17 protein-coding genes are annotated in these 21,698 nt (G+C 46.7%); 7 read left to right on the forward strand and 10 right to left on the reverse strand.

Annotation, left to right across the window (positions count from 1 at the left end):
- Nucleotides 1-9: 9 nt before the first annotated feature.
- Both KCV26_15310 and KCV26_15315 read right to left on the reverse strand, forming a co-directional pair.
- Nucleotides 10-1,512, reverse strand: coding sequence for an efflux RND transporter periplasmic adaptor subunit (locus KCV26_15310; protein ID WZX36638.1), 1,503 nt, complete (start codon nt 1,510-1,512; stop codon nt 10-12).
- Nucleotides 1,513-1,601: 89 nt separating this feature from the next.
- Complete coding sequence (locus KCV26_15315; protein WZX36639.1) at nt 1,602-2,048, reverse strand: hypothetical protein; 447 nt, start codon at nt 2,046-2,048, stop codon at nt 1,602-1,604.
- Between the two features lie 192 nt (nt 2,049-2,240).
- On the opposite strand from KCV26_15315, the gene KCV26_15320 reads away from it, so the two are divergent.
- The gene (locus tag KCV26_15320; GenBank protein WZX36640.1) at nt 2,241-3,119 is read left to right on the forward strand and encodes an aldo/keto reductase; all 879 of its coding nucleotides are present in this window, start codon (nt 2,241-2,243) and stop codon (nt 3,117-3,119) included.
- On the opposite strand, the gene KCV26_15325 is transcribed toward KCV26_15320, so the two are convergent.
- Entirely contained in the window at nt 3,063-5,879 is a 2,817-nt protein-coding gene (locus tag KCV26_15325; protein WZX36641.1) for a glycosyl hydrolase family 2, read from the reverse strand. The two genes, KCV26_15320 and KCV26_15325, sit on opposite strands and share 57 nt — an antisense overlap.
- Nucleotides 5,880-5,893: 14 nt before the next feature.
- Entirely contained in the window at nt 5,894-6,100 is a 207-nt protein-coding gene (locus tag KCV26_15330) for a hypothetical protein (GenBank protein ID WZX36642.1), read from the reverse strand.
- A 58-nt stretch (nt 6,101-6,158) separates the two neighbouring features.
- Here KCV26_15330 and KCV26_15335 point away from each other — a divergent pair, with 58 nt between their 5' ends.
- The 3 genes from KCV26_15335 to KCV26_15345 are packed head-to-tail and all read left to right on the forward strand — an operon-like array spanning nt 6,159 to nt 9,802.
- Entirely contained in the window at nt 6,159-7,691 is a 1,533-nt protein-coding gene (locus tag KCV26_15335; protein ID WZX36643.1) for an acyl-CoA carboxylase subunit beta, read from the forward strand.
- A 50-nt stretch (nt 7,692-7,741) separates the two neighbouring features.
- Nucleotides 7,742-9,238 carry an acetyl-CoA carboxylase biotin carboxylase subunit gene (locus KCV26_15340; GenBank protein WZX36644.1) on the forward strand — a complete coding sequence of 499 codons (1,497 nt, stop codon included), beginning with the start codon at nt 7,742-7,744 and terminating at the stop codon, nt 9,236-9,238.
- Nucleotides 9,239-9,253: 15 nt separating this feature from the next.
- On the forward strand, nt 9,254-9,802 hold the full coding sequence (locus tag KCV26_15345) for a hypothetical protein (protein ID WZX36645.1): 549 nt from the start codon (nt 9,254-9,256) through the stop codon (nt 9,800-9,802).
- A 14-nt stretch (nt 9,803-9,816) separates the two neighbouring features.
- Here KCV26_15345 and KCV26_15350 read toward each other — a convergent pair whose 3' ends face one another.
- The 3 genes from KCV26_15350 to KCV26_15360 all read right to left on the reverse strand — a co-directional run bounded on the left by KCV26_15350 (nt 9,817) and on the right by KCV26_15360 (nt 14,632).
- Nucleotides 9,817-10,980 (reverse strand): phosphoglycerate dehydrogenase, encoded by a 1,164-nt coding sequence (locus KCV26_15350; GenBank protein WZX36646.1) that lies wholly within the window; start codon nt 10,978-10,980, stop codon nt 9,817-9,819.
- A 149-nt stretch (nt 10,981-11,129) separates the two neighbouring features.
- Nucleotides 11,130-13,802 (reverse strand): calcium-translocating P-type ATPase, PMCA-type, encoded by a 2,673-nt coding sequence (locus KCV26_15355; GenBank protein ID WZX36647.1) that lies wholly within the window; start codon nt 13,800-13,802, stop codon nt 11,130-11,132.
- A gap of 194 nt (nt 13,803-13,996) precedes the next feature.
- On the reverse strand, nt 13,997-14,632 hold the full coding sequence (locus tag KCV26_15360; GenBank protein ID WZX36648.1) for a hypothetical protein: 636 nt from the start codon (nt 14,630-14,632) through the stop codon (nt 13,997-13,999).
- Nucleotides 14,633-15,048: 416 nt separating this feature from the next.
- Here KCV26_15360 and KCV26_15365 point away from each other — a divergent pair, with 416 nt between their 5' ends.
- Nucleotides 15,049-17,205 (forward strand): elongation factor G, encoded by a 2,157-nt coding sequence (locus tag KCV26_15365; GenBank protein WZX36649.1) that lies wholly within the window; start codon nt 15,049-15,051, stop codon nt 17,203-17,205.
- 102 nt (nt 17,206-17,307) lie between these two features.
- On the opposite strand, the gene KCV26_15370 is transcribed toward KCV26_15365, so the two are convergent.
- Nucleotides 17,308-17,937, reverse strand: coding sequence for an HAD family hydrolase (locus tag KCV26_15370; GenBank protein ID WZX36650.1), 630 nt, complete (start codon nt 17,935-17,937; stop codon nt 17,308-17,310).
- A gap of 73 nt (nt 17,938-18,010) precedes the next feature.
- Here KCV26_15370 and KCV26_15375 point away from each other — a divergent pair, with 73 nt between their 5' ends.
- Both KCV26_15375 and KCV26_15380 read left to right on the forward strand, forming a co-directional pair.
- Nucleotides 18,011-18,814, forward strand: a complete 804-nt coding sequence (locus KCV26_15375; protein ID WZX36651.1) for a cation transporter — start codon at nt 18,011-18,013, stop codon at nt 18,812-18,814.
- A 78-nt stretch (nt 18,815-18,892) separates the two neighbouring features.
- Nucleotides 18,893-19,603 carry a hypothetical protein gene (locus tag KCV26_15380; GenBank protein WZX36652.1) on the forward strand — a complete coding sequence of 237 codons (711 nt, stop codon included), beginning with the start codon at nt 18,893-18,895 and terminating at the stop codon, nt 19,601-19,603.
- Between the two features lie 4 nt (nt 19,604-19,607).
- On the opposite strand, the gene KCV26_15385 is transcribed toward KCV26_15380, so the two are convergent.
- Nucleotides 19,608-20,594: a metallophosphoesterase family protein gene (locus tag KCV26_15385; GenBank protein WZX36653.1), complete on the reverse strand. Its 987-nt coding sequence runs from the start codon at nt 20,592-20,594 to the stop codon at nt 19,608-19,610.
- A gap of 7 nt (nt 20,595-20,601) precedes the next feature.
- Entirely contained in the window at nt 20,602-21,537 is a 936-nt protein-coding gene (locus KCV26_15390) for a ribose-phosphate pyrophosphokinase (GenBank protein WZX36654.1), read from the reverse strand.
- Nucleotides 21,538-21,698 lie beyond the last annotated feature (161 nt).

Raw genomic sequence — 21,698 nt, forward strand, 5'->3', positions numbered from 1 at the left:
GATCTTTAATTAATGAACGTGGCCGGAATGAACATCGATTGCACCCGCAGCCTGTGCCAGCTTGACCAGGATAGCTCCCTTGCTGACAACACGTTCAGCCTCCGAAACGCCCGTCGTGATTTCTGTGCGAAGCCCGTCGGTCCGTCCTCTTTTCACCAAACGTTTTTCAAAAAGTTCGGGAGTCAGTTGAACATACACAAAATAATTGCCCATCTCCTCCACTACCGCTTCATTGGCAACAGTCAACACCTCTTCTCCCGCCTGCGTCCGGATAAACATTTCGATAAAACTACCGGGAATAAAACCGGCCCGGTTGTCAACCTGAAACAGTACCGGAAGAAGGGGATTGCCCGTGTCGGCCGATTTTCCGAACGAAACTACACGGCCATTCAGCTCTTCCAGCGTGTAGGTTGCTTTGTTTTCCATAAAGCGGAAAGTAACGGTGGAAATACGGTTGAGTTCTTCAAAATATTTGGGCCGCAGTTCCGCTTTAACAAATAAGTTCCTGTTTTGAGAAACCCTTAAAACAGGCTGTCCGGCTTCTGCATACTCTCCGTTGCGTACCAGGACAGCCGCAATAAACCCGCCGATGGGTGAATTCACCGATTGTTTCCCGGCAGAGAAGTTCTTTTGCAGGTTATTGAAATTTGCCCGGGCATTTTCCATTTCGGTTTCTGCCCTCCGCAACTCGCGTTGCGAAACAATCCGGTCTTTCGCCAGTTCAGCCTTGCGGTCGTATTCTGCCCTGGCCAGGCTATACTCGTTCCTAGCCTCTGAGAAACGGACGGAGAGGTTGTTGTCGGCCATGCCGCTGCCATCGATGGTAAACAACGTTTCTCCCGCACCCACAGCTCTCCCCTCCACCACATCATCTCCGGGAAAGAGCACCACACCTCCAGTTTTTGCCACGACAATACGTTCATCGCCCGGCGACGGCTGGATTTGCCCGATCGTCCGGATGACCTGTCCGAAAGGCTCCTTCCGGATCTCTTCGGTAGCAAAATCAACCTTCCAGCTTTGTTCTTTGGTAAAAACAGCACCGTTGCTGCTTGTAATCACCGCATCCTCTGCCGCATGTATAGCGTCGTTCAGGTCGGCAAACACGGTGATTCCCTCAACGGTAAGCTGCGATATTTTACCGGATATTTTCACGTTGAACAGCAGCTTTGCTTCTCCTTTCTCCCCGGGTTTCAGGGTAAATCTGAAAATTCCCGGGCGCATGGGTGAATCGAGGGTTTGGCTTACGGTATCGTCACCTACAACCAGGCTTGCCGTTACGCTTCCGTTTTCCAGCGGTTTAAAATTTTCCAAACGAGTGAAATGAGCAAGGATTTCGCTTTCGTGACCAACAGCAAAGGGAGTTGCCTCTGCAAACATTTCAAAGCCGTCACTGTAGGAAATCAGCTGCAGATTATCCACGTGGCCGTGGTCTAGGTCCTGATCGTTGTTCCGGTTACAAGACAAGGTTGCAACCGCCAGAAACAACGCTGAAACCAAATAAGTTAATTTCATTGTAACTGATTTTAATGGAATATAAAAAGAGATGAATAATCAACCGGAAAGAGTTATTCCGGAAGTTGATCGTAAAAAAACGGTAAAAATCAGCAGAAAGGAGGAGCTCGTAATCCTTTGGATTGAGCTATATGGCTGGTATATAAAGAGATTAAATGCGGTTTTCGCAGGAAAGGAAGCGGTGTACTTTCCGGTTCAATCCGGTTGGAATAATCTGCGGGAAGGTACAGTACTGAAAACGGAGAATCACCCTCCACATCATCTCCTCCGGAGTGAAGAGTGTGGCTGTCATTGACAAAGCGGATGTAGATATTGTCCAGCAGGCAATCTTTCAACCCTAACTCCCGGTGAGCATTCCTGTCGTTTTCAGAGAAATTGGCTTTGCTATCCAGGTGCCGGCAATGATGCGCCGCATTGCTTTGATGATAAGATATACTGCAGGATTCAGAAAGCGCATGGTGATGCGGAATAAACACATGAGCCAATAAAACCATATTGGCTAAAAACATCAAACTTATTCCAATTGCTCTTTTCATCCTTGAGTATGTCCGCAAAGGTAAAAAAAAATTTATATACCCTCCAAATGAAAAGGAGATCAAGGCAAACGAAACAGTGCAGATCAGGGTTAAAATTCACGATAAAAACCCTTTAACGCTTGCATTTATGAATTTATTGTGTATTTTTGAGACGTCGAACATTTTAAAAGCAAAAGAAAAACGGACAAACTCATGAAAAATTTATCGCGTCGAAAATTTATCCGTACCGGGCTGGCAGGCTTTGCCGGGTTAACCGTGGGCGGACCGGGTTTATTGAAATTAACATATACCCCCGAAATTACCGTTGACCGGGTTAAACTGGGAAACTCAGGGCTGAACGTGTCACGTATTGCTTTGGGTACAGGTTCCCGGGGAGGATCAAAGGCATCAAACCAAACCCGGTTAGGTATGGAGAAATTTGTCGAGATAGCTCACCATGCCTACCAAAGAGGTATCCGGTTCTTCGATATGGCCGACTCGTACGGATCGCACCCGTATGTCGGTGAAGCAATAAAAAACCTCCCCCGTGAAAAAATCACCCTGCTGACAAAGATCTGGACGTATGAAGACGGATCGGACAAAAACATTCCGGTACAGGAATCCCTGGACCGTTACCGCCAGGAGCTCGGCACCGGGTATATAGATATTGTACTGATGCATTGCCTGATGCAGGGAGGTTGGAGCCAGAACCGCAGGCATTATATGGATGGATTGTCGAAAGCCAAACAAGACGGTATCATCAAAGCGGTGGGAGTCTCCTGCCACAACTGGGATGCCATGGTTGAAGCAGTAGACAACCCGTGGGTGGATGTCATCATGGCGCGCATCAATCCGTTTCAAAGCCTCATGGACGGGACTCCCGATGCGGTAAAAGAACTTCTGGGAAAAGCCCGGAAGAACGGAAAAGGGGTTATAGGCATGAAGATTTTCGGTGAAGGCCGTCACGTAAGTGACGGTGAACGCGAACAGTCGTTGAAGTTTGCGCTTACCGAGGCCAACATCCATTGCATGACGTTAGGGTTGGAATCCATTGCCCAGGTAGACGACGCTGTCGGAAAGGTCATGGGTTAGTAAAACTTCTTTTACAGTAACCGGCCCCGGTAAACCCGAAGGTAACGTTTCCCATTTATCGTAAAGTGTCTGTTGATAATTTACGTCCACCACATTGATATCGTTGAAAATACGCCACTGAACTCCCCGCCTGTCGTAATCCGAAATCCGGTTTGCGGGCAGGTTCGTAACATCGATTTCAAGCAGGTTTTCACCGTTATTCAGGTACCTGCCGATACGGGTTGTAAAAGGAACGGCAAAAAGGGTTCCTACTTCCCTTCCGTTCACATACACGCACGCACTTTCCCTCACATCACCCAGGTTAAGCAGGTACTCCCTTCCGGGAACTTTGTTTATCGTGAATTTCACGCGGTAACGTGCTGTTCCCGTATTTCTTTTCGCACGTTCTTCTCCGATTTCCGTCCAAGACATCAGGCTGTCTATTCCGAAAACGCCCCGAATGGCAGGTTCACTTTCCATAAACTCCAGACTCCAACCGTTCGTAATCCTGAACTCTTTCCCGGAATCCCGGGAATACATCCATTCCGGGACAACCACATCATCGTGGGCAAAGGTTTTCAAAACAACGGATTCACCCGGTTTCAGCTGCATATATACTTCGGTTTTTCCTTTTTCTTTACGCAACAACGCTTTTCCCGATTTGCCGTCCATCGGATTGAAAAACATGGCCGACCGGGCCTCGACGGCCAGGGGTACCCAACCGTCGATCTCGTTATCGGTCAACAACGTAAAAAAGTAATGATGACCTGTTTCGTTCTTTCTTCGAACCAGCTGCCCCCTGAATTCCTGTACAAAACTTTCGTGACCGATCTTCGCCGTTTCAAACAGTTTTGGGTAATCCGTACCGGTAATAAATTCACCCTTACCGGTTTTCTTCCGGGCTGTTTTCTGAAAATCAGCCCGGGGAAACCGGGAGATCAATCGCATGAACTTTTGTCTTCTGCCGCTTAAGTCGTTTAAACCGGGAACATCGCCGGGGTATTGATCAACGAAAATGATTTTTGCACCCTCGGTAGCCAATTCGTAAATCTTCTCCAGGGTCTCATGCGGCATAAATCTTACAGCAGGCAAGACAAGCGCCCGGTATGTAGCACCGCCAGCCGTTTTAATAAGTCCGTTTTCGACTGACGACGACCGGATAAACCGGTCTGAAATATAATCCACGTCCCTGCCGCCCGTTCTTATTTTCTCAACCGTTTGATAAAATCGGGGAAGTTTTTCGCGTAAGCCGTGTATGGAAAAAGCGAAGTAGAAATCGTCCTGCTGCTCGTACCAGATATCGTAAACCGGAAAATAGACCAACAGGTCGTTATCCGGCTTTCCGTATTGAAGGAACGATTGCACCCGGTTTATGTAGGAGAAAAAAGCAGGTGCATCTTTCCAGATCGGTTGGGTAGGCGACAGGTTCACCGATGCGTAAAAAAGCCAGCCCGGCCAGGCAGCCCCCCGGGGTGAATAAGGTGTTCCGTGAAAAAAAACATGATTTACCCCTGAAGTGAACACTTGGTCTATCTCAGCCTTGCATTGCGCCAGTGAAGTCCTGAAATGTTCCGTTAACCAGGTAAACGTTTCCGATGAGGTATAATTTTTCCCCGAAATGTGGGCAGCCGAACTGGCAAATTTCAAGGTTACCGGATCCCCGTCATTTATTTTAATCAGGCTGTCTTTTCGTAATCCGGGAATATCAAAACCCGTTATTCCAAAAATCTCGCATTCGGGAACGTCCACAGTAGCATAAAGATCCAGGATATTAGCCGGAGATCCGTGTGCCTGGTTCCGAGTGGTAGCACCGTGCCTGTTTGCCCACTCCGTCCAGGAAACCGTGAAATTTTCCAGCAACATCTCTCCCATCGTTTCCCGGTAATCGGAAATCACTCTACGGGAGGTATCTGTTTGTCCTTTACCCAATAACTCGGGCAGGTATTCCTCCAGCTTATATCCTCTTCGCTGTTCAAATTCCTCCAAAAAGCCGGGACTCCAGTTTGCTCCGTAAACTTCGTAAGAATCGTTGAAAAATGCGTTCGGCCGCGGGGCGCCACTGCGAGAAAAAGCATCGTCAAACCTGTTGAGGTAATTTTTTACGGCACTTTTGTTGAAATGATCCATTACATACCCCAGGCCACCCGGCGCAGCACGCTTTACCTGCTGAAATGTCTTCCCGACAAACAACGCAATCAGCCTCCAGTTCCCCGCCGGTGCCAGCCAATCTAAAATGCCGTCCTGACCCACGGAGGAAGTCAGGTCTGTTTTTTGGCCGTCATCGGAAAAAGCGTACAGCTTAGACAGGTATGCCACTTTTCTCTGTTCTTCATCCCCGATCGTGATTTTCATCTCCATTCTTGTACCTCCCTTCACTTTATATTCCTGAAACAGTGCTTTTGTTGCTGCATCCTCAACCGTTACACCGGGGCCCCCAAAAGGCCATCCGGTTCCCGTATTCATGTCTACCTCCATGCCCAGCCGGTGCGCTTCGGATACGGTATGGGAAAGCATTTCCATCCATTTCGGAGAGAGATAGTTTATGTACTGGGGTTCACCGTTCTTTACCCCATAGATCGGCGTGATCTCTACTCCACCCATGCCCGCTCTGGCCAGTTCTTCGAGATTATAGCTTAAATTGGGTGGGTCTACCGCGCTTCCCAACCACCACCAGCGTGTCCACGGCTTACATTCGACGGAAGGCCGGGGCCATGAATTGTGTTGGGAACTTACGGCTGTAATATGTATTAACACGATAAAAAAAAGCAGGATCCTCTTCATTTGAATAGAGTTGATTATTCGATTCCTTTCCGGTATTGTTTCATGTTCTCTCTGCCACTATAGCTTCCTGTTCCGGATACGGGTCCCGGAGTTCCGCCCGTATCAATGCTCGGAGAAGGAAAAAGGTTGTTCTCCCGGTAAAGGTAATAATTTTTATTAAAAAAATTTTCCCGGCACGGATTAAACCAAATATTATCCATTTCAAGCTTTTCGATACGCATTAAGAAACTTTTTTTTTATCCAGCTGTTTATTGTTTGCTATACCGTCAATAAAATCATATGAACAAAAGAAAAATATTCGAGCAACGGAGGCAGTTTTTGCAGGAAATGGAAGAGGTTGCCGTACAAAAACAGCATGCCAAGCTCAAACTTACTGCACGCGAAAGATTAAACGTGTTGTTCGACGAAGGGAGCTTCTTCGAACTCAATACTTTCGTTGAGCCGGCTAAAGCGATTAAAAAAACTCAAAATGCATTCGGAGATGGAGTTGTGGTAGGGCGTGGATTGATACAGGGACGCAGCGTGTTTGCTTATGCCCAGGATTTTACCGTAATGGGCGGATCACTGGGTTTTGCGCACGGGATGAAAATTGCCAAGGTTCAGGAGATGGCGCTTAAGTTCGGGTCTCCCTGTGTAGGCCTGATCGATAGCGGCGGCGCGCGGATTCAGGAAGGCATCAACAGTTTATCGGCTTACGCGCGGATCTTCAGAAACAACGTCAGTTCGTCCGGAATTATTCCGCAGATAAGCGTTATTCTTGGCCCGTCCGCTGGCGGTGCGGTGTACTCTCCCGCCATGACCGATTTTGTGATTATGACCAACAAAACGTCGTACATGTTCGTTACGGGACCCGATGTGGTGAAGGAAGTCCTTAACCAGAATATCAGTATGGATGAGCTGGGCGGAGGGAATATCCACGCAGAGAAAAGCGGCGTAGCCCACTTCGTGTTCGAAGACGAAGAACACGCCATCATACAGGTTCGCAAACTGCTGGCCTACCTTCCCCTGAACAATTTCGATCCAGTCCCTGTTTCCATGGATGTCAGTTTCAATGCGGAGCGTCAGGAATATCTGAACAAGATTGTTCCCGATGATCCGAACCGTCCGTACGACATGAAGGATATCATCAATATCCTGGTAGACAACAATACCTTTCTCGAAATTCACGAGAAATTTGCACAAAACATACTCGTCGGTTTTGCGCGACTGGATGGGAAAACAATTGGAATAGTGGCAAACCAGCCTAAGGTAATGGCAGGGACATTAGACATAAACGCCAGCATAAAAGGCGCCCGTTTTGTTCGGTTCTGCGACAGCTTTAACATTCCCATTCTGGTGCTGGAAGATGTTCCCGGATTTATGCCCGGGTCTGAACAGGAACATACCGGAATTATCCGCAACGGGGCCAAGCTGCTTTATGCGTTTTGTGAAGCTACGGTTCCCCGGGTCACCGTCATTACCCGGAAAGCATACGGCGGAGCATTTATCGTGATGAACAGCCTGGGCATCGGCGGCGATTTTAATTTCGCCTGGCCAACGGCTGAAATTGCAGTGATGGGCCCCGCCGGAGCCATTAAAATAGTAAACAAAGCTGAGCTTGCCGCAGCTTCCGACCGGGAAGCTGTTGAAAAGGAGCTGGTGGAAAAGTACAAGGACGAGATTGCCAACCCGTTTAAGGCGGAAGAACTGGGGATGATCGACGATGTGATCAAGCCTTCGAAGACCCGGCAGGTGCTCATCACCGCCTTTGATATTTTAGCCAACAAACAGTATTCCCAACCCGAGAGGAAGCACGGAAACATACCGTTGTAATATGACGCAGGGGCTTGTTGGACAGCCTCTGCAAAAAACTGAATCACAGCATGAATAAAAAAATTCTTATCGCCAACAGAGGTGAAATAGCTATACGCATTATCCGGTCGGCAAAAAAACTAGGCTTAACTACCTGCGTTATTCAGGGTAACCGTGAGCCCGATGCCATGTACCTGGAATATGCCGATGTAATCATTCCCGTGCGGGAAAACCTGACCGGCAGCATCATTTTCCTCAATCCCGAAGAGATCGTCAGGCTCGCTCTTGAGCATCAGATCGACATGATCCATCCCGGGTACGGATTCCTTTCGGAGAACCCGGATTTTGCCGCCCTCTGCGAACAGAATGGCATTACGTTTATCGGCCCTTCTTCCGATTTGATACAAAACATGGGCATCAAGACCATTGCAAAAAAAATGGCAGCCGAGGCCGGAATGCCGCTCGTCCCAGGCAGTGCAGGCGCCATTACCGATGCACAGGTGGCCAAAGAGTTCGCCGACACAATCGGGTACCCGGTCATTCTTAAAGCATCAGCGGGTGGTGGCGGACGCGGAATGCGCATCGTGGAAAAAGCCGAAACCATGGAGCGCCACTTCAAATCGGCCTACGATGAAGCGGTGGCTGCCTTCGGTAACGGCGATATTTTTATCGAGAAATACCTGACGAACCCCAAACACCTGGAGTTTCAAATCCTTGGAGACAGATACGGGCACGTCATTCATTTGGGTGAAAGGGAATGCTCCTTGCAAAGAAAACACCAGAAACTGATCGAAGAAGCACCCTCGGCCAGCATCGATTCCAAGACAAGGGAACAAATGGGCAAGCTGGCCGTGAAGTTTGCCCAATCCATTGGATACTACTCTGCCGGCACCATCGAGTTTATCCTCGACGAAGACGGATCCTACTATTTCATGGAGATGAACACCCGCATCCAGGTTGAACACCCTGTCACAGAAATGATAACCGGGGTAGACTTGATCGAATGGCAGATCCGGATCGCCCTGGGCGAGAAACTCCGGCTGAAACAAAAAGAGATCAGGCTTAACGGATGGGCCATCGAATGCAGGGTAAACACGGAAGATCCGCAAAACCGCTTCACGCCGCAAACCGGATTTATTGAAAGGGTTTTCTTTCCACACGGAGATCATATACGCGTGGAAACCGGCGTTAAGGATTTCTCAGTGGTCACCCCCTACTTCGATTCAATGATTGCCAAGATCATCGTTCACGGCGAAAACCGGGACGATTGTATCGATAAAACCCTGAATGCTTTAAAAGAATTTTCAATTTCGGGATTGAAAACAACTGTGCCGTTTTGCCGGACTGTCCTGCGCAGCAAGGAATTCAGGGAAGCTACGTATACCACACACTGGATAGACTCGGTTTTCACCACCGACATGCTCGAATCGGAAGACGAAGCCATGATGGCAGCGCTGGCAGCGACCATCACTTATGCGAAAGAATACCTCCAATACTCGTCCGATTCCCCAATGTTCAAAAGCGAATCACTCAACGTCTGGGTACTCAACAAGAGAATTAACAAATAAACGGTAATTAACAAAATGGCAACATCATACGTATACAAAAGAGATGCCACCCGCTTGTTTATCGCCATGCGGGACAACGGCGACAGGTATAAAATCTACTTGCCCAAAGAGTCAAAACCAATCATCAACGGTGAAGAAAAGGACGTTTTTTTCATTGAACACAAAAATAATTTTTCGTCCTTCAGTATGGGCGATGCCACATACCGGTGCGAAATAACCCAGCGCGACCAGCACCGGATCATGGTAAAGGTAAACGGCGTGGAATACAAATTCAGCATCGAGTCTATCTTCTCCTACTTGCGACGTAATTTGCTCAATAAAGGAGTTGAAGTACAAGCCGGCAACAACCTGAAATCGCCCATGCCGGGAAAAATTGTCGATATTTTTGTCAGCGAGGGCGATCTGGTGAACGAAGGCGAACCGGTATTGAGGCTCGAGGCAATGAAAATGCAAAACGAAATCACTGCTTGTTGCAACGGTGTAATCCGCAAAATACATGTTGCACCGGGACAATCGATCATGCAGGACGAACTGCTGGTAGAGATTACTTCTATAGACGAGTAACCGGTAAGAAACAGCTAGATAACCCGCACTTTTAAGACACCCGCAATGTCTTTGATGCGTTTCACGTTTTCGTCGGTAATCTCTTCCTCCAGGTCCACCATCGTGTAAGCGTAATCACCGCGGCTGCGATTGATCATATTGGCAATATTGGTGCCCTGTTCAGCCAGTACGGCAGAAATCTGCCCCAGCATTTTGGGAATATTTTTGTGTGCAATAGTCAACCGGTGTTTTACGATACTGATACCCATGTCGCAGACCGGAAAATTCACCGAGTTCCGGATATTCCCATTCTCCAGGAAATCCTTCGTCTGTAGTACGGCCATCACGGCACAGTTGTTTTCGCTTTCCGGAGTAGAGGCACCTAAGTGCGGCACAGGAATAACACCGGGGACATTGATCATCTTTTCGTTCGGAAAATCAGTTACATACTCGCTCACAATACCGGCCTCCAAAGCATCGATCATGTCCGCATCGTTCACAAGCTCTCCCCTGGAAAGATTGATTATCCGCACCCCCTCTTTCATTTGAGCAAACGCCTCCTTGTTGAGCATACCTTTTGTCTCATCCGTCAAAGGGATGTGCAACGTGATGTAATCGCAGTGCTTGAAAACTTTCTTCAGATCGTTAGCTTTTTTCACCGAACGCGATAAACCCCATGCATGATCAACAGAAATATAGGGATCGTATCCGTAAACATCCATTTCCATGTTTACCGCTGCATTGGCAACCATTACTCCAATAGCTCCAAGTCCAATTACACCTAGCTTTTTGTCGCGAATTTCCGGTCCTACAAATTGCGCTTTTCCTTTCTCTACCTGCTTGGGCACATCGTCCCCTGTTAACGACCGTGTCCAGTTAATCCCTTCCACAATCTTTCTCGACGACAAAAGCATGGCAGCAATTGCGAGTTCCTTTACCGCATTGGCATTGGCCCCCGGCGTATTGAAAACAACGATTCCTTTTTCCGCGCATTTGTCTACGGGGATATTATTAACTCCGGCTCCGGCACGTGCTATACAATGCAAACTATCGGGAAATTCCATCTCATGCAACGATGCGCTGCGTAAGATGATCCCATGCGGTGCATCCATTTTTTCACCTACTTCAAAGTTTTGTCCGAATTTTTCCAACCCCGATTCGGAAATTCCGTTCAGGGTTTTAATCTTGTACTTACCCATTATTTATTGTTAATTAGAGAATTACTATCGACGAGCAGATGTTTTTATTATTTGAAACAAATGACTTCAAATTTCGAACGCAAAGATATAAAATCTTCATCTCATTTTACAATTTATTACAAAAAATAGTAAGAACAAATCAAGTTGTATTAATACTCATCCCGGGTATGGTTTATCCCCAGTAATTTCACCGCTTCTACCACAATAATCGGAACAAACGACAGCCCGACAACATACAGCCAGTGAACTCCATCCATTTCGACAATCTTAAAGATGTCACGGATGGCGGGTAAAAACAATACAATGAGCATCAAAACAGCTGACGCGAGAATGGCAAGCACTAGCGCCTTGTTGCTCATCGGGCTTGTTCTGAAAGACGACCGCCTGTTGGAATGTAGGTTACGCACGTGCAGCAGCTGTGAAAAAGCCAGTACAGCAAACGCCATGGTCTGCCCCAGCTGTTGTCCGCCATCGTTGAATCCTATCCGGTAAGCGGCCAGCGAGATCAGACCAATGGTCATTCCCTGGTAGAAAATACGCCACGTCATTCCCCGGGTGAAGAAGCCCCGCTTCGGGTCACGCGGATGGCGGGTCATAATATCTTTTTCTGCCGGGTCCATGCTCAGCGCCAGTGCCGGCAGGCTATCGGTAACCAGGTTTATCCAGAGGATCATGATAGGCGTAAGCGGATTTCCAAGGTTGAAGACAGAAGCGATAAAAATCAGCAATACTTCGCCCACATTAGCGGAGAGCAGGAATTGAATGGCTTTGAGAATATTATCGTAAATGCGGCGGCCCTCTTCCACAGCCCCAACAATGGTGGCAAAATTGTCATCGGTAAGCACTACATCCGATGCGTCTTTAGCCACCTCGGTTCCCACAATCCCCATTGAGACGCCAATATCAGCCTGCTTAAGCGCAGGTGCATCGTTTACCCCATCACCGGTCATTGCCACAATATCTCCGTGTGATTGCCATGCTTTTACTATCCTCACCTTGTGCTCGGGTGCCACACGCGCATAAACCGAGTATTTCTCTATGTCACGATAAAGTTCCTCGTCGGGTATTTCCTGCAACACATTTCCGGCCACTGCCTTATCGCCTTCGGTATAAATCCCGATCTCAGCGGCAATGGCCACGGCTGTCACCTTATGATCACCCGTTATCATCACCGGGCGTATTCCTGCGGTCTTGCATTTCTTTACGGCTTCCACCACTTCGGGACGGGCCGGATCGATCATCCCCAACATACCGATAAACACCAGGTTTCTTTCAATGGTCTCTGCATCTACACGGTCTGGGAGCCGGTCAATGTCTCTATACGCCACGGAAAGAACCCGCAGCGCAGATTTAGCCATCCGGTTGTTTTCGTTCCGGATCGTGGTTATGTCTTCTTCGGTAATGGTACGGACTTTCCCGTGCATCAGGATGTGCGTGGTAACCGCCAGCACTTCGTCGAGGCCACCCTTGACGTTCACACGCAGCTTCCCATCGGCCATCTGATTGACGGTAGCCATTCGCTTCCGTTCCGAATCGAAAGGCACTTCCGAAACACGCGGATACTTCCGATCCTCTTCGTTCTTGTTCAGGTTCAGGGCAAGAGCAATATCCACAATAGCTGTCTCGGTAGGATCACCGGCGTTTTCGTGTGTACCGTCGGGCAACATTTTCAGGTGGGCATCGGTACAAAGGAGCGATGAGTTCAGCAGGATTCTCTCATCGTCGCTTAACTCTTCAGGAACGGGCGGATTTCTGAAATCGATGCGATTTCCGCTTACCATTCCTTCCACCACGGTCATTTTATTTTGTGTGAGCGTTCCCGTCTTATCGGAGCAGATCACGGTGGTACTTCCCAACGACTCAACCGACGGCAGTGTACGCACGATGGCATTGAGCTTTACCAAACGCTGGACACCAATGGCCAGCACAATGGTCGATACGATCTGCAAACCTTCAGGAATAGCTGCCACGGCAAGGCTTACAGCCATCATAAACATCTCCAGCCAATGATTTCCATACAGCATACCCACGGCAAAAATCAACACACAGATGCCAAGCGCCACATAACCCAGAATTTTTCCGAGCTGCTCCAATCTTTTTCCCATCGGAGTTTCCGTCTCTTGTGCACTTTGCAGCATACCGGCAATCTTACCCACCTCGGTATCCATTCCCGTGCTAACTATCACTCCTTTTCCCCGACCGTAAGTTATTACACCGGTAGAAAAAGCCATGTTGTCACGGTCTCCCAACGGAACATCTTCCGTATCAATTGCCTCCGTACTTTTTTCCGCCGGCACCGATTCCCCCGTAAGTGCCGATTCCTGAATCTTCAAGTTTACCGCTTCGATAAGGCGCATATCCGCAGGGATAATATCACCGGTGTCGAGAATCACTATATCGCCCGGAACAAGCTGCGTAGATACCGTTTCCGTCACTTCACCGTCCCGCAATACTTTTGACCGCGGTGCGCTCATCTTGTTCAGGGCATCGAGCGATGACTGAGCCTTGGTTTCTTCCATCACGCCGATAATAGCATTTACGATAAGGATAGCAAGGATAATGAAGGTTTCGGTCAGCCCCTCTCCCTCCATCACGCCGATAACACCCGACACAGCTGCGGCTATAAGCAATATAACCACCATACTGCTTCTGAACTGCTCAAAAAAGATTACCGCTATGGATTTTTGTTTCTTGGACGCCAGCTGATTAGGCCCTGCCTCTTCGAGTTTCTTTTTTGCTTCGGCAGAAGAAAGGCCTTGATCTGGAGATACATTGAACTGTTGCAACACCTCCCCGACAGGTTGGTTGAAAAATGGTTTCATAGTTGTTTGTTTTGTTTGCGGTCATTAAGAAATTACTTATTCAGCTTTCACTCCGCTCCAGTCGAAAGCACCGTACCTGATAAAACAAACCGGAGGATAAATTGTTTGGAATGCCCTTAAGCCGTGCGACAACCGGACAAATACCGGCAGAGGCGCCATAAATGACGCCTCTGTCAACCGATACGGCCAATCCGTCAAAAATCAAAACTCAGGATAATTCCGTTGACGGTTCCGCTAATGCTGTCGCACGTTCCGTCGGCTTTGATGGATCCGAGCAACAGAACGTCATATTCAATGCCGTTGCAGCGATAACGGCCTTCTATCCGAAAGTGTGAGCCAGACGGATCGAACGTTGAACAACCAGGCTGTAATTTAAATGTTCCCGCAAAGGTAACACTCTGGTCAGTGTCCAGATACACCTCCCTGCCGTTGGTCAGGGGTACCCTAAAATGATTTATTGTCTCAGCTATGTTAATCAGTATAAATCCTCCCAGGCATTGATACGGCTCCAGGTTATAATTGATAACACCACCCAGGTTAATCGCGAGATGTATATTGCCCCCTTTCCCATCCGGACAATCGTAGGTCCCATCGTATTTAACAGGATAACTCGCGCTTCGAAAATCAGCACGCAACGTAGATTTCGTGCCCGTACCGCTTTCGTTGTTCATGCCTTGATTCACACCTTTGGTACCGGCATTAAACATGGCCAGTATAACTTCCTTTTGTTCCTGTTCCGACAATTCGTTATTGCTTTCTTCTTTGGAACACGAAACAACAGTAAAAAATAAGGCTGAAAAACCCAGGAGAAAGAGAAAAAACTTTTTCATACAATTACGTCAGAGTTTAACGTGCTGACACCGCACTTTTTTAATTTCAAGAAGCAACGAGGAAAACAATGTGATTAAGCTACAAAATTAATAAATTGTCCGTTTTATTCACAAAAATAAAACATTTTTTTATAATTATTCTTAAATTATTTATAGTTTATCTGTTCACATTGCTGAATAAAAGCATACAGAAAAAAAATTATAATTCTTTTTTACCTAAAAATTCAGAAAATAGTAATTCACTCAAAAACAGGTCAAATATATGTTATAAAACATATTTTGTACAAGGGAAGATATCGTTAAAAATGGCTAACTTGCGTCGCTATTTTTGTAGTACGGCTCTGTATCTTTAATAAAGAGCAGAGTCGTTTTGTTGTAGAAACTTATACATTCAAGAAACATAAATTTTACTAATCATGAAAGTTTACAAAACAAACGAAATCAAGAATATTGCTATTGTTGGCAATTCAGGATCGGGCAAGACCACTCTCGCTGAAGCAATGCTTTTCGAGTGTGGTCTTATAAAACGACGCGGCACGATAGATGGTAAAAATACCGTGAGTGACTATTTCCCTGTTGAAAAAGAGTATGGATATTCGGTATTCTCAACCGTATTCTCTTACGAATGGAAAAACAAGCTGATGACGTTGATCGATTGTCCGGGGTCGGACGATTTTTCTGGAAACATTTCATCGGCACTTGGAGTAACCGATTTAGCCGTGATGCTGATTGATGCTACCAGCGGAGTAGAAGTGGGAACAATCAACCAATTCCGCCAGATCGAATCTCTTGATAAGCCGCTAATGTTTGTTATGAACCGCATTGACCATGAGAAAGCCGACTTCGAAAACACGATTACCAACCTGAAAGAATTTTACGGGAACAAGGTCACCCCTATCCAGTATCCTACCGGGAGCGGCCTGGCATTCGACGGAATAGTGGATGTTCTCAAGCAGAAGCTGTATAAATGGAAGCCGGGAGCCACCGCGCCCGACGTGCTGGAGATACCCGACAGTGAAAAAGAAAAAGCTGGCGAATATTATCAAGTATTGTTGGAAGCAGCAGCTGAAAACGATGAGACATTGATGGAAAAATATTTCGATCAGGGCACACTGTCCGAAGAAGAGATGCTCGAAGGCATCCAGAAAGGGATGATCAGCCGGGATCTTTTTCCGGTGTTCTGTGTATCGGCAGAAAAAAACATGGCGGTCCACAGGCTGATGAATTTCCTTACCCTGGCGGCACCCTCACCCGATCAGGTTCCGTCTCCTCAAAACAGCGACGGAGAAACCGTAGAGCCCGATCCAGGAGCACTGACAAGCCTGTTCTTCTTCAAAACTACTGTTGAACCGCACATCGGCGAAGTTTCTTACTTCAAGGTGATGAGCGGAAAAGTAAAAGAAGGGGATGACCTGACCAATACCAACAGAAGTTCGAAGGAACGTATCGCTCAGATGTACCTGGTTGCCGGACAGATGCGTAACAAGGTGGAAGAACTGCAGGCAGGAAGCATTGCCGCTGCTGTCAAGCTGAAAGATGTCCGTACCGGCAATACACTGAATGCAAAAGGATCGGACAACCGGTTCAACTTTATCCAGTTCCCCGAACCGCGTTACCGCAGGGCTGTAAAAGCTAGAACGGAAGCCAACTCCGAAAAACTGAGCGAAGCATTGACCCGTATGCGGGAAGAAGATCCGTCATTGGTTATTGAAGTTTCAAAAGAACTGAAGCAAACCATCGTTTCAGGACAAGGCGAGTTCCACCTGAAAACCATGAAATGGAGACTCGAAAACAACGATAAAATTGAAATTGATTTCCTCGAACCTAAGATTCCGTATCGCGAAACCATCACCAAACAGTCCCGTGCCGATTACCGCCATAAAAAACAGTCGGGTGGTGCCGGTCAGTTCGGCGAAGTTCACCTGATTGTGGAACCCTACACCGAAGGTATGCCCATGCCGGAAATTTACCGTTTTAACGGCCAGGAATTCAAGATACAATCGCGCGACGTACAAACTATCGACCTTGATTGGGGTGGAAAGCTTGTTTTCGTGAACAGTATCGTGGGCGGTGCGATCGATGCCCGTTTCCTCCCGGCCATCCTGAAAGGAATCATGGGACGTATGGAGCAAGGCCCGCTGACCGGCTCTTATGCCCGTGACGTACGTGTTATCGTTTACGACGGTAAGATGCACCCGGTTGACTCCAACGAAATCTCTTTTATGCTTGCCGGACGCAACGCGTTCAGCACCGCATTTAAAAATGCCGGACCAAAGATTCTGGAACCGATTTACGATGTGGTTGTTTCTGTTCCCAGCGACTATATGGGCGATGTGATGAGCGACCTGCAAGGGCGTCGTGCCATGATCATGGGTATGGAAAGCGAGAAAGGGTTTGAAAAACTGAAAGCCCGCGTTCCGTTGAAAGAGATGTCGAGTTATTCCACTTCTTTAAGTTCGCTTACCGGTGGCCGTGCGTCGTTCACCATGAAGTTTTCGGAATATGAACTCGTTCCGTCCGATGTTCAGGATAAGCTCCTGAAAGAATACGAGGCGGAAGAAAAGGAAGAGTAAAAACCCGGGGAGAATCTCCAATATTTTACAGGAGGGTGTATCACAATGTGATTACACCCTCATTCTATTCGGATACCTCTCTAAGAATTTCCAAAGAATGAGCTATCTGGATCGGAACAACTCCAATATTTCGAGAGGTGCTTCCAGGAAATAGTCGGCTTTTATCTCTTCCCGGTTGTGTGTTCCCCAAACAGCAAGGGCAAAATCTATCCCGGCAGAATGTGCGCACTGCTTATCGTAAAGGGTATCACCTATATAAATGGATTCCGGTTTCTTTGCATTCGACCGCTTAAGGTATTCCAGAATAGGGTCTGGATGGGGCTTTGGGCGGGGGCTGTCATCCACACAAATAACCGCACCAAAGAAATGCTCCAACCCGAAAGTAGCAAAATCAGCATTAAATTCCTGCCGGCTTTTGGAAGTAACAATTCCCAGGATGTATCCCCTTTTTTTCAACTCCTTCAAAACCTCTTCAATTCCATCGAAAAGGCGTATGGATGAGTGGTATTTACGATAATTTTCGGCCCACATCAAGCTCGCTTTTCCGGCATCTTCAATTCCCAGCCGGGGAAACACTACCGAGTTGGGAATACCAAATGAAAACCGGAATTCATCCAACTCTCTTTTCTCTCCGGTAAGCTGAAAAAAAGTTTCCTGCGTGGCAAGCATGTCTGCCGTTTCCGTATTCAGCATAGTGCCGTCTATGTCAAATATAATGTGTTTGTAGTTCATTTCTCAAATTTGGGGGACAAAGATACAAAACAAAACCGTTCTCCGAGCGTTAGAGACATGAAACATAACAGCTATGCAAAAAACAATATTTCATATCAAGGAGATGGATTGTCCGTCTGAAGAAGAACTGGTCCGCATGAAACTGGACGAAATTCCGGATATTGCCAGAATTGACATCAATATACAAGATCGAAAAGCAACCATTTTTCACCGGGCCAACACGGCCGAAATAGAAACGCTGCTGAACGAGTTAAAACTCGGCTCGTCGCTTGTTTCTTCGGAAGTTGTTGAAGAGAAACTTTCCGGCGCAGACGAGAATAAAAACAGAAAACAGAAAAAAATTCTCTGGACAGTGCTTTTTATCAACTTCGGATTCTTCGTTATTGAAATGGGCACCGGCCTCGTTTCCCGTTCGATGGGGCTAGTTGCCGACAGCCTGGATATGCTTGCCGACGCTTTTATGTATGCCATCAGCCTATTTGCTGTTGGCAAAGCCGTAAGCACGAAGAAAAAAGTTGCCGGAGCCATTGGTTATTTCCAAATTTTACTTGCCTCAACCGGGTTGTTTGAAGTTGCAAGGCGTTTCATTTTCAACGAATCCACTCCCGACTTTCAATTTATGATCGGCATCTCTATTCTTGCACTTGCCGCAAATGGAATCAGCCTTTACATCCTGGAAAAAGCCAAAAGCAATGAAGCACACATCCGGGCAAGCATGATATGCACATCAAATGATGTAATCATGAACCTGGGCGTCATTGTGGGTGGAATCCTGGTTTTTTTACTCGATTCTGCCATTCCTGATCTTGTTGTAGGTGTTGTCGTCTTTGGAGTTGTTATAAGAGGGGCGCTCCGGATACTGAAACTGGCAAAATAGTCGGGGATTTAACACTTTCCGACCATAAAAAATGTTATTTTTGTATCGTTATACAAATTTATGACTCAGGCTGACAACATGAAAAAATATTTTACCGTTCTTATTTTACTATCCCTATCGCTTTCTCTTCTGTCTCAAGACTTTGATGGGAACTACAAGGATAAGACCGATTCATTCTCTTTTTCCAACGGACAAGCATTGTTTAGCCTAAGCGGTTTTGGAGCCCTGTTTACCCGAATGGTTGGCGAAGGAAAATATGAATATGTTGATAATTATTTGCTGGTACACACTTCCGGCTATCCCGGTGAAAAATCGGTGTTCGAATCCATCAACGGTACGAAAAAAGACTCCATCGTTGTAAAGGTAGTCGGCCCGGATAATTACCCTGTCCAGGGAGCGCTGACGGAGTTTCTGTCGGAATCCAACAAAATTATCCGTGGAAATATTACAGATGACCTGGGCAAATCCCAACATCCCAAAGATCAAAAAATTAAAAGGATAAAGGTAACCAACCTGGGTTACGATGATGTTGCCTTTGAGGTTGAGCAGGGAAAAGATTTTTTAGTAAAACTTGCCAGAAACAACGTTATTGAAAACCAGACGGTTGCTTTCAAAGTCAAGAGAGAAGATGAAGAAACTCTTTCGATCATCCTGCTTTCCGATAACTTTGACCCGGGGAAAGACAAAATAAAGTCCCTGGAAAAGCTCGATAAGAAAACACAAAAAAACAACGTGCTTGCCAAACGACTAAAGAAAGAGTATATACCGGCCTATCAAGGACGAGAATAAAATTTCACTCCCCCTTCAGTCCAGCCGGAAAAGTTACATTGTATTCGACGCTTCCGTCGAGTAACCTGATCCAGGTGTCAAATTCACGTTTTCCTTCCGTCAGTTGTACGATTCTCGCACCGTTGATTCCAGGTACATAAGTGGTTCTCCATCCCGAGAACTGGCCGTACGCTAATGCAATACCGAAATAGTTCACGATATAATTGTTAACGTGATCGTGCCCGGCAAATGTACCCATAACATCCTGCATCTCTTTCATCGCGAGAAACATCCCCGAGTTTAAACCGGGGGAACATTCGTTTTCCTTACGCACCCCCACCCTTTTGTTCGTATCGTCGTCAAATGCCAGGCGGTATTCCGGAAGGGGAATATGGAAATAAGCCAGGGCTGGCAACGGCTGAAAATTATTTTGCCGGGTAAAATGAAAACTTTGCTTCTTATACCAGTCGATGACCTCAGAGGTTATCCATCCGTATCCCGACACATCGCTTACGGTTGAATAGGCTCCCGAGTCGAAGCAGTAAATCAACGCTTTCACCTGCATATCTTTTTCGCTTCCGTAAACGGGAAGGACATTATTCATAACGCCGCTCAACTGTCCACCGGCAGGATAGTTGCAATTGTACGGGTAATCCGTGATAATCTTTTCGAGTTCGAGGCGGGTTGTGCCGCTCTCATCGTCGTGATTTCCCAATGCAACGGCAAACGGTATTTTCCTGTCGACAACTAATTTTGTAACGGTGTCCCATCCTGTTTTTATCGGCCTTCCGGTTACAATATCCCCGGTGAAAATAACCATATCGGGTTTTTCCGTATCCAATACGCGCTGAATAGCCAACAAGGCCGTATCCGATTTGGAATTTCCGGGGACGTAGTGCACATCAGTAAACTGTGCTATCTTGAACAAACCGTCCTTGTTGAAATTTAATTTTTGTGCTTCTACTGCAGTGAACCACAACACAACAACACAACAAACAACAATTTTCTTCATACTCTTGCTATACAACATACAATGAACTTATCGACTCGTTGTTGCACACCCTCATGATGGCATTGGCAAACATATCGGCGACAGACAAGACTTTCACTTTACTGCACGATTTTGTATAAGGAATACTGTCGGTAAATATAATCTCGTTAAGCGAAGAATTTTCCACACGTTCACTGGCCGGATCCGACATGACGGCGTGACTGGCTATGGCTCTTACAGATCTGGCGCCGTTCTGCATCATCAACTCGGCAGCTTTGGTCATGGTTCCCGCAGTATCCACGATATCGTCAATCAACAACACATCCATCCCTTCCACATCCCCGATGATCTGCATATCCGAAATAACGTTTGCTTTTTTCCTGATCTTATAGCAGATAACCATGGGACAACCCAAGAACTTGGCATAAGCACTGGCACGCTTGGTTCCACCTACATCGGGCGTGGCAATCACCAAATTTTCCTGATTAAAGGTTTTCATATAATCCACAAAAACTCCCGATCCGTACAAATGGTCAACAGGAACATCGAAGAAACCCTGAATCTGGTCGGCATGCAAGTCCATGGTAATCAATCGGCTGATGCCGGCAGTGCTGAGCATATCGGCAATCAGCTTCGCTCCGATACTCACACGGGGCTTATCTTTTCTGTCCTGACGGGCCCATCCGAAATAGGGAATAACCGCAATGATGGACTTCGCCGACGCACGCTTGGCCGCATCAATCATAAGCAGTAACTCCATCAGGTTGTCTGAATTGGGAAAAGTGGACTGGATAAGGAATACTTGTCTTCCCCGAATGGATTCCTCGTATGAAACTGAAAATTCTCCGTCGGCAAAATGCTCGATAATCATATTTCCTAACGGACACCCCAAACTATTGCAAACCTTCTCGGCAAAATAACGTGATTTTGTTCCCGAGAAGATTTTAAACGGCTTATCTTGCATGACTTGTTGATTATAATTGAGTTAGTAAATTATTGATTGATTCTCTCTTTGTAATAGTCTTTCCACGGACAAAAGTACAAACTAAATTCTAAAAAAACCTTTAAAATGTGTTTTGAATTTTTTTATGTACTGTTTTTAGTCATTTTTTGATGGATTTGGAT

The sequence above is a fragment of the Petrimonas sulfuriphila genome (genome assembly GCA_038561985.1).
Taxonomy (GTDB): domain Bacteria; phylum Bacteroidota; class Bacteroidia; order Bacteroidales; family Dysgonomonadaceae; genus Petrimonas; species Petrimonas sulfuriphila.

What these genes read in the sequence shown, in the direction of transcription:
- KCV26_15310 (WZX36638.1), bottom strand. Translation starts at nt 1,512, where the DNA reads ATGAAATTAACTTATTTGGTTTCAGCGTTGTTTCTGGCGGTTGCAACC.
- KCV26_15315 (WZX36639.1), bottom strand. Translation starts at nt 2,048, where the DNA reads ATGAAAAGAGCAATTGGAATAAGTTTGATGTTTTTAGCCAATATGGTT.
- KCV26_15320 (WZX36640.1), top strand. Translation starts at nt 2,241, where the DNA reads ATGAAAAATTTATCGCGTCGAAAATTTATCCGTACCGGGCTGGCAGGC.
- KCV26_15325 (WZX36641.1), bottom strand. Translation starts at nt 5,879, where the DNA reads ATGAAGAGGATCCTGCTTTTTTTTATCGTGTTAATACATATTACAGCC.
- KCV26_15330 (WZX36642.1), bottom strand. Translation starts at nt 6,100, where the DNA reads ATGCGTATCGAAAAGCTTGAAATGGATAATATTTGGTTTAATCCGTGC.
- KCV26_15335 (WZX36643.1), top strand. Translation starts at nt 6,159, where the DNA reads ATGAACAAAAGAAAAATATTCGAGCAACGGAGGCAGTTTTTGCAGGAA.
- KCV26_15340 (WZX36644.1), top strand. Translation starts at nt 7,742, where the DNA reads ATGAATAAAAAAATTCTTATCGCCAACAGAGGTGAAATAGCTATACGC.
- KCV26_15345 (WZX36645.1), top strand. Translation starts at nt 9,254, where the DNA reads ATGGCAACATCATACGTATACAAAAGAGATGCCACCCGCTTGTTTATC.
- KCV26_15350 (WZX36646.1), bottom strand. Translation starts at nt 10,980, where the DNA reads ATGGGTAAGTACAAGATTAAAACCCTGAACGGAATTTCCGAATCGGGG.
- KCV26_15355 (WZX36647.1), bottom strand. Translation starts at nt 13,802, where the DNA reads ATGAAACCATTTTTCAACCAACCTGTCGGGGAGGTGTTGCAACAGTTC.
- KCV26_15360 (WZX36648.1), bottom strand. Translation starts at nt 14,632, where the DNA reads ATGAAAAAGTTTTTTCTCTTTCTCCTGGGTTTTTCAGCCTTATTTTTT.
- KCV26_15365 (WZX36649.1), top strand. Translation starts at nt 15,049, where the DNA reads ATGAAAGTTTACAAAACAAACGAAATCAAGAATATTGCTATTGTTGGC.
- KCV26_15370 (WZX36650.1), bottom strand. Translation starts at nt 17,937, where the DNA reads ATGAACTACAAACACATTATATTTGACATAGACGGCACTATGCTGAAT.
- KCV26_15375 (WZX36651.1), top strand. Translation starts at nt 18,011, where the DNA reads ATGCAAAAAACAATATTTCATATCAAGGAGATGGATTGTCCGTCTGAA.
- KCV26_15380 (WZX36652.1), top strand. Translation starts at nt 18,893, where the DNA reads ATGAAAAAATATTTTACCGTTCTTATTTTACTATCCCTATCGCTTTCT.
- KCV26_15385 (WZX36653.1), bottom strand. Translation starts at nt 20,594, where the DNA reads ATGAAGAAAATTGTTGTTTGTTGTGTTGTTGTGTTGTGGTTCACTGCA.
- KCV26_15390 (WZX36654.1), bottom strand. Translation starts at nt 21,537, where the DNA reads ATGCAAGATAAGCCGTTTAAAATCTTCTCGGGAACAAAATCACGTTAT.